Annotated in this window: 7 protein-coding genes; 4 read left to right on the top strand and 3 right to left on the bottom strand. The window is 74.0% G+C overall.

Features of this window, described 5'->3' with window-relative positions; all coding sequences use genetic code 11:
* The first annotated feature begins 291 nt into the window (after positions 1 to 291).
* Positions 292 to 1,590: an MATE family efflux transporter gene (locus tag WBN91_RS29485; protein WP_337727557.1), complete on the top strand. Its 1,299-nt coding sequence runs from the start codon at positions 292 to 294 to the stop codon at positions 1,588 to 1,590.
* On the opposite strand, the gene WBN91_RS29480 is transcribed toward WBN91_RS29485, so the two are convergent.
* Positions 1,580 to 2,473 (bottom strand): NAD-dependent epimerase/dehydratase family protein, encoded by an 894-nt coding sequence (locus WBN91_RS29480; RefSeq protein WP_337727556.1) that lies wholly within the window; start codon positions 2,471 to 2,473, stop codon positions 1,580 to 1,582. The genes WBN91_RS29485 and WBN91_RS29480 overlap by 11 nt on opposite strands.
* 37 nt (positions 2,474 to 2,510) lie before the next feature.
* On the opposite strand from WBN91_RS29480, the gene WBN91_RS29475 reads away from it, so the two are divergent.
* Positions 2,511 to 3,317, top strand: a complete 807-nt coding sequence (locus tag WBN91_RS29475) for an ATP-grasp domain-containing protein (protein ID WP_337727555.1) — start codon at positions 2,511 to 2,513, stop codon at positions 3,315 to 3,317.
* Here the strand turns inward: WBN91_RS29475 and WBN91_RS29470 are convergent.
* Together WBN91_RS29470 and WBN91_RS29465 are read right to left on the bottom strand one after the other, a co-directional pair.
* Positions 3,304 to 3,927: a response regulator transcription factor gene (locus tag WBN91_RS29470; RefSeq protein ID WP_337727554.1), complete on the bottom strand. Its 624-nt coding sequence runs from the start codon at positions 3,925 to 3,927 to the stop codon at positions 3,304 to 3,306. The genes WBN91_RS29475 and WBN91_RS29470 overlap by 14 nt on opposite strands.
* The gene (locus WBN91_RS29465) at positions 3,924 to 5,021 is read right to left on the bottom strand and encodes a sensor histidine kinase (RefSeq protein WP_337727553.1); all 1,098 of its coding nucleotides are present in this window, start codon (positions 5,019 to 5,021) and stop codon (positions 3,924 to 3,926) included. The genes WBN91_RS29470 and WBN91_RS29465 overlap by 4 nt, the downstream gene beginning before the upstream one ends.
* A 173-nt stretch (positions 5,022 to 5,194) precedes the next feature.
* On the opposite strand from WBN91_RS29465, the gene WBN91_RS29460 reads away from it, so the two are divergent.
* The gene (locus tag WBN91_RS29460; protein ID WP_337727560.1) at positions 5,195 to 6,205 is read left to right on the top strand and encodes an ABC transporter permease; all 1,011 of its coding nucleotides are present in this window, start codon (positions 5,195 to 5,197) and stop codon (positions 6,203 to 6,205) included.
* A complete protein-coding gene (locus WBN91_RS29455; RefSeq protein WP_337727552.1) occupies positions 6,202 to 6,909 on the top strand; it encodes an ABC transporter ATP-binding protein in 708 nt (235 codons plus the stop codon). Before WBN91_RS29460 ends, WBN91_RS29455 begins: the two co-directional genes overlap by 4 nt.
* Position 6,910 lies beyond the last annotated feature (1 nt).

Below are 6,910 nucleotides of genomic sequence, written 5' to 3'. Positions count from 1 at the left end.
CGGGGAAAGAAACCGAGGCCCTTCCCGTGGTCGCTGCCGCTTGGCGGAACGCAAGAGCTCCCCGCCCTTCGGGCGTAGCGCCTTCGGCGCGGAAAGCACGCCTTCGGCGAAAAAGCGGGCTTCGACCACGCCCGCACCCCGCCGGCACGACCCCACGGGTTCGGCTCGACCGCGCCCGAGAGCGAAGGCCGCCCTCCCCCCACACCCCCGCCTCACCCGCGTCCAGCCGTTCCCCAGCGCCACGCAACCCCGCAGCGGGATGATCCGCGCGTACCGACTCGGGGGGTTGCTGTGCGATACCGGCGGATCGCGGCGCTAGCCGTGCCGATGGCCTTGCAGACCGCGCTGATGCTCGTCGGCCAAGTGGTCGTGGTGGCGTTGATCGGGCGGATGGGCGGAGCCGCGCTGTACGTGCAGGCCCTGTACGCCCCAGCAGAGTTCCTGCTGGTAGCCGTGGTAAACGGGTTCGCCGTGGCCTTGCAGGTCGCGACCGCGCGACGGGTCGGCGCAGGCGAACCAGGCGCAGTGGCCGGGTACTACGGCGGGCTGCTGGCCCTAGGCGTGGCGACCTACGCAGTACTGGCCGGGGCGTTGATCGCGTCGGCAGGAGCGCTGGGCTCACTCGTGGACGTCGCGCCGGCGGAGGCGGAGCGGTTCCGGTCGTTCCTGGTGGCGATGGTGCTGGTGGGGTCGTTCCGCCTAGGCGGCGAGCTCTGCTCGGCCGTGCTGCGCGGGGTCGGGCGGGGTGCGGCGGCGTTCGGGCTCACGCTGACCTACGTGGTGCTGACGACCGTCGGGGTCGCGGTGTTCGCCACGGGGTTGGCGGGAGTGCCGGTGGTCGCCGGAGTCGCCGGGGCGGTGGAGTTGGCGGTTGGGTTGTGGCTGGTCACGCGGGCCGGGCTGGTGACGTGGGCTGGGGTGCGGGCGTGGCCCTCGGACGTGGTGCGGCTCGTGGCGGGTGTGGGGTTGCCGGTGGCGGCGACCTACGTGCTGCTGTTCGTGGTGAACCTGCTGCTGGTGCGGATCGTGGCGATCGACGGGCCGGCGGCGGTCGCCGGGTTCAACGCCGGGTACACCCTCCAGACCGCCGTGCTGGTGCCTGCCATCGGGTTCGGGTCGGCGATCGCGGTGCTGGTCAACCAAGGGGTGGCGGGCGGGGAACGGTCGGTGGCGGCGTCGGCGTTCCGGCGTGGGATGGTGTTGGCGACGGCCGGGTACGCCGTGGTGACGGTGGTGTTCGTGCTGTACGGGGTGCCGTTGGCGGACCTCATGGCGGCCGACCCGGCGGTCGTGGCGGAGATCCGGGACTTCCTGACGGTCATGGGGCCGACGTTCGGGTGCAACGGGCTGGTGCTGGTCGCGTTGACCGTGGTGCAGCAGATCGGGCGGGGTGGGGCGGCGGTCGGGATGAACCTGGCCTACTTCGTGCTGGTGATCGTGGTCGGGTGGATCGCGGTGGCCGACTCGGGTGACGCGCGGGGCCTGGTCGTGACGATGGCCGTCATGGGCTACGCGAGCGCCGTCGTGGGGTTGCCGGCGTCGGTGTGGTTGGTGCGGAAGGTGATCCGGCCCGCGCTGGTCACCGTGTGAAGGTCTCCCGCAGGGCCTCCTCGATCGCGCCCGGCGTGCCCTTGCCGAGGAACAGCTCACGCAGGAGCAGGTCCGACAGCTGCGCCGGGTCCAACCCGGGTTCCTTGCCCTGCAACGAATGCACTGCTCCGGTGATCCTGAGGGCGGCCTTGACGACGCCCGCCGGGAGGCTCCGGACCCGGCGCGGGTGACCGGTGGCGTCCGCGATGCGCCCGAACATCTCGCGCCAGGTGAGGTTCTCGTCCCCGACCGGGATGTCCGCGCCGGACCGGTCCTCCAGGGCCTCCACCGCCACCTCGGCGACTCGCCGGGCGGTGGTCGCGGCACTCCCGCCGGGCGGCGCGACCAGCGGCGACCGCGACTTGGCCCACTTCTCCAGCGGCTCCGCCCAGTTGGGCAGCCGGTCGCCCGCGCGCCCGAACACGAACGGCAGTTCCAGCACGGCGACCGGCAGGTCAGGCCCGGCGGCCTCGCGGGCGGCCCGCGCCTGCTCGACCCGGCTGCGGATGTACGGGTGCTTGGCGGCCAGCTGCCACTCGGGGTGGGCGCGGTGGAAGTGCGTGTAGTACGAGCCCAGCACGACGGCCCTGGTCAGGCCGTGTTCCCGCGCGGCCCGCAGGAGCCGGGCGACCGGCTCGACGTTGCCCGCGTGGAAGGTGGGGTAGGCGGGCTTGCGAGGGATGCTCCGATCGTCCACACCGGCCGCGAACACCACCCCGTCGTGGCCTTCGAGCGGTGGGGTGTCCTTCGTGGCGTCGAGGGCGTGGTCGATGTCCGGGCCGGGCGTGCGCGCGACCGTCGTGGCCTGGTGCCCCTTCTCGCGGAGAAGCCCGACGATGTGCCGCCCGACCAGACCACTCGCACCCACCACGACGATCCTCATGAGGACATCATCTCGTGCCCATGCTTCGCTATGACGCGTGGACGGGCGTTTCCCGCAGACTGGTCTGCGGCACTTCGTGACCCAGGTCGAGCAGGCGTGCGCGGAGCACGGGGCCAAGGTGCGCTGGCACTCGGACCACTGGCTGGCCGAAGTGGTCTCCGACGAGCGCCGCTTCTTGGTGATCGGCCAGGTCTTCCCGCTCAACACGGCGTCGTCGGCGCAGGTCGCCACCGACAAGGTGGCCACGGCGAACCTGCTGGCCGACCGGGGCGTGGCCGCCGTGCCCCACCACCTGCTCCGCTTCGCCACCGACCACGACCCCCTCGCCCTGACCCGGCGCCTGGTCGGGCTGCCCGCCGTGCTCAAGCCGCACCGGGAGAGCAGCGGCGTCGACGTGCTGCGCGCGCGGGACGAGGCCGAGGCGCGGGCGGGTCTGGAGTACCTGGCGGGCCGGTACCGGGCGATCGCGGTGTCGCCGCTGCTGCCCATCGAGGACGAGTTCCGGCTGGTCGTGCTGGACGGCGGGGTGCTGCTGGCGTACCGGAAGGCGATCGCGGCGGGGGAGTGGCGGCACAACCTGAAGTTCGGCGCGCGGCCGGAGCTGGACGTGCCGGACGAGCGGGCGAAGGTGCTCGGCGAGGTGGCCTTGACGGCGATGCGGGCGCTGGAGCTGCGGTTCGCCAGCGTGGACATCGCCTGGGTGGACGGGCGGCCGTCGGTGCTGGAGATCAACAGCGGGGTGTCGCTGGAGCACTTCAGCCAGGCCGGGCCACGCCACCAGGCCCTCGCCGCCGACGTCTACCGGGCCGCGATCCGGGCGTGCCTGGAGGTCACGGGCGGATGAGCCCGCGTTCCCGGGCCGCCGCCACCGCCGCAGTCCGGTTGTCCACGCCGAGCTTGGCGTAGACGTGCACCAGGTGGGACTTCACGGTCGCCTGGCTCAGGAACAACCGCTTGCTGATCTGCTGGTTCGACAGCCCCGCCGCCACCAGTTCCAGGACCTCCGCCTCCCGCAGGCTCAACGCCGCCCCCGGCGACCGCAACCGCCCCAACAACCGCTGCGCCACGGCCGGGGCCAGCGCCGACCGGCCCGCCGCCGCGTCCCGCACGGCCGCCGCGAGGTCCGCCGGGTCGGCGTCCTTGAGCAGGTACCCGGTCGCGCCGGCCTCGATCGCCGCCAGGATGTCCGCGTCGCTGTCGTACGTGGTCAGCACGAGCACCCTCGGACCGCCTGCCCCAGACGTGATCGCCCGCGTGGCTTCCGCGCCGGTCAGGCCCGGTCCGAAGCGCAGGTCCATCAGCACGACGTCCGGGGCCAGCGCCCGCGCCGACTCCACCGCCCGCTCCCCGGTGGCCGCCTCGCCGACGACCTCGAAGTCCGGTTCCGCCGCCAGCACCGCCCGCAGGCCCGACCGGACGATGGGGTGGTCGTCGGCGATCAGCAGCCGGATCACGGCTCGGCCCTCGGGAAGCTGACCGCCAGGGCCGTGCCCTGCCCCGGCGCGGACTCCACCACCAGGGAACCGCCCAGTTCCGCCACCCGCGCCCGCATCGCCACCAGTCCGAACCCGCCGCTCCCGGTCACCGTGTCGGGGTCGAAGCCCACGCCGTCGTCGAGGACGTCCAGGGTCACCCGGTCGTCCATGTAGCTCAGGGTGAGGTCCGCGTGCCCGGCGCGCGCGTGCCGGACGGCGTTCGCGACCGCCGACTGGGCGACCCTCAACAGGGCGACCTCGTGAGCGGTCGGTAGCGGCACCGGGGTGCCGTCCACGTGCAGGGTCGTGGGCAGCTCGCGGGTGCCCTCGCACAGCCGCCGCAGCGCCGCCGGCAACGACTTGCCCGCCAGGTCGGGCGGGGTGAGGGCGTGCACGAACCGGCGGGCCTCGGCCAGGTTGTCCTGGGCCGTCGCACGGGCCTGCTCGACGTGGCCGGCCGCGGTCACGGGGTCGTCGGGCAGGCTGCGGGACGCCGCGCGCAGCAGCAGCTGGATGCTGGACAGGCCCTGCGCCAGGGTGTCGTGGATCTCCCGCGCCAGCCGTTCCCGCTCGCCCAGCACCCCGCGCTCCCGTTCCGCCGCCGCCAGCGACGCCCGGGTCGCCTCCAGCTGGTCGATGAGCTGCCGCCGCCGCTCGCTCTCCCGGTACAGCGCCTGGTACCCGAGCACGCCCGCGACGGTCACCACGGCGCCCAGCGTCGGCCCGACCACCCCCGCCACCGTGACCTCCTGCCGGTGCCACGCGAACCCCGCGACGGCCACCGCGGTCGTCCCCGCGACCGCCACCAGGCCCGCCACCCGCGGCAGCAGGTGCGCCTGGAGCAGGAACAGCGGGAACGCCAGCCACACCCCGTCCGGACTGGCCACCAGCACGCCCACCCACGCGGCGGTCACCAGCAGCAGCCACCAGCGCGGCGGCACGACCACCCCGAGCGCGTACACGACGGCGAACGCGATGGGGGCGACCACGCTGCCCCGCAGCACCACCACGGCCAGCAGCACGGCCACGAGCACGTGCACCGGCCACGGTCGGGCGAAGCGGTGGGTCGTCACGAGCGTTCGACACTACGTCCACGCCCACCCCGCATCAACCGACCGGGCATCAACCGAAAGGTTGACTTCCGGCTCCGCACTTCGGTGCCCGGCAAGCGATCTCGGGCGCGATGTCCACAGCGGACGGCCCGACCACCCTGGGTGGTGTCGTGTTGGCGCGAGAGAGGTCGGCTGTGTTCGTCGCGTGGAGAGACCTGCGGTTCGCCCGAGGGCGGTTCGCGTTGATGGGCGCCGTCGTGGTGCTGATGACCATGCTGGTGACGTTGCTGTCCGGGTTGACGGCGGGACTGGCGCGGGACAGCACGTCCGCCGTGGCCGACCTGCCCGTGGACCACGTCGTGTTCGGCGGGGACACCTTCGCCGAGTCCGCGATCGCCCCCGGCGTCCGGGACCGGTGGGACCGCGTGCCGGGCGTGGAGTCGGTGCAGGCGTTGGGGATCTCCACCGCCAAGGCCACCGCGGGCGCCCGCACGGCGGTGGTGTCGGTGTTCGGCGTCGAGCCCGGCGGCCCGGTGCCGTCCGCCCCGGACGGGCAGGCCCTGCTGTCCGCCGGCGCGGCCGAGGAGCTGGGTGTCACCGCCGGGCAGACCGTCGTGGTCAACGGGCGGAGCGTGGAAGTGGCCGGCGTGTCCGGTGACGCCTCCTACAGCCACCTGCCGGTCGTGTGGACGGGTCCGACGCCGGACACCACCGTCCTGGCGATCACGACCGACGGCGCCGCCGACCTCGCCGCCGCCGACCGCGACCTCGGCACGCGCACGGTCACCCGCGCCGACGCCCTGTCCTCCATCGGCTCCTACACCTCGGAGAACGGGTCGCTCCAGCTCATGCGCGGCATGTTGTTCGCCATCTCCGCGCTGGTCATCGGCGCGTTCTTCACCGTGTGGACGATCCAGCGCGGCCCGGACATCGCGGTGCTCAAGGCGCTGGGCGCCACCACCGGCCTGCTGCTGCGCGACGCCCTGGGCCAGGCCCTGGTCCTGCTGGTCGCGGGCACGGCGCTGGGCGCGGGACTGGCCGCCGCACTGGGCGCGTGGGCCGCGACCGCCGTGCCGTTCGTGCTGGACGCCTCGCTGGCCCTGCCCGCCGTCGTGATGACCGTGCTCGGGCTGCTCGGGGCGGCGCTGGCGGTCCGCCGCATCACCTCCGTCGACCCCCTCACCGCCCTGGGGAGCACCCGATGAGCCTGTCCCTGACCGACGTCACCCTCACCTACCCCGACGGCGACGGCCGCCTGACCGCGCTGGACGCGGTGAGCCTGACGGTGCCCGCCGGCACCACGACGGCGGTGGTCGGGCCGTCCGGTTCGGGCAAGTCCAGCCTGCTCGCCGTCGCCGCCACCCTCGTCACGCCGGACTCCGGGCGGGTCGTCGTGGCCGGCGTCGACACCGCCGACCTGAGCCGCGAGCAGCGCACCGCGTTGCGCCGCACCCGGATCGGGATCGTCTTCCAGCAGCCGAACCTGATCCCGTCGCTGACCGCCGCCGAGCAGGTCGAGCTGATGGGCCGCCTCGCGGGCGTGCGCACCCGACCGGTCGACGTGCTCGCCGCCGTGGGCCTGGCCGACCACGCCCACCGCCGCCCGCACCAGCTGTCCGGCGGCCAGCGCCAACGCGTGAACATCGCCCGCGCCCTGGCCCACGACCCGGCCGTGCTGCTGGTCGACGAACCCACCAGCGCCCTGGACCACGAGCGCGGCGCGGAGGTGTTCGCGCTGCTCGGCAGGCTGACCGGCGAGCGCGGCACGGCCACCGTGGTGGTCACCCACGACACCGCCCACCTCGACCGCGTGGACCGGGTGGTCGAGGTGGTGGACGGCAGGGTGCGGGCCGGTGCGTCCGGTAGCGGGATGCCCGGGGCCTTGTCAGGATGTGGCCCTCGACCCTAGG

The sequence above is a fragment of the Saccharothrix sp. CCNWYY140 genome (assembly GCF_037401995.1).
GTDB lineage: Bacteria > Actinomycetota > Actinomycetes > Mycobacteriales > Pseudonocardiaceae > Actinosynnema.
This window is presented reverse-complemented; position numbering and strand designations above follow the sequence as displayed.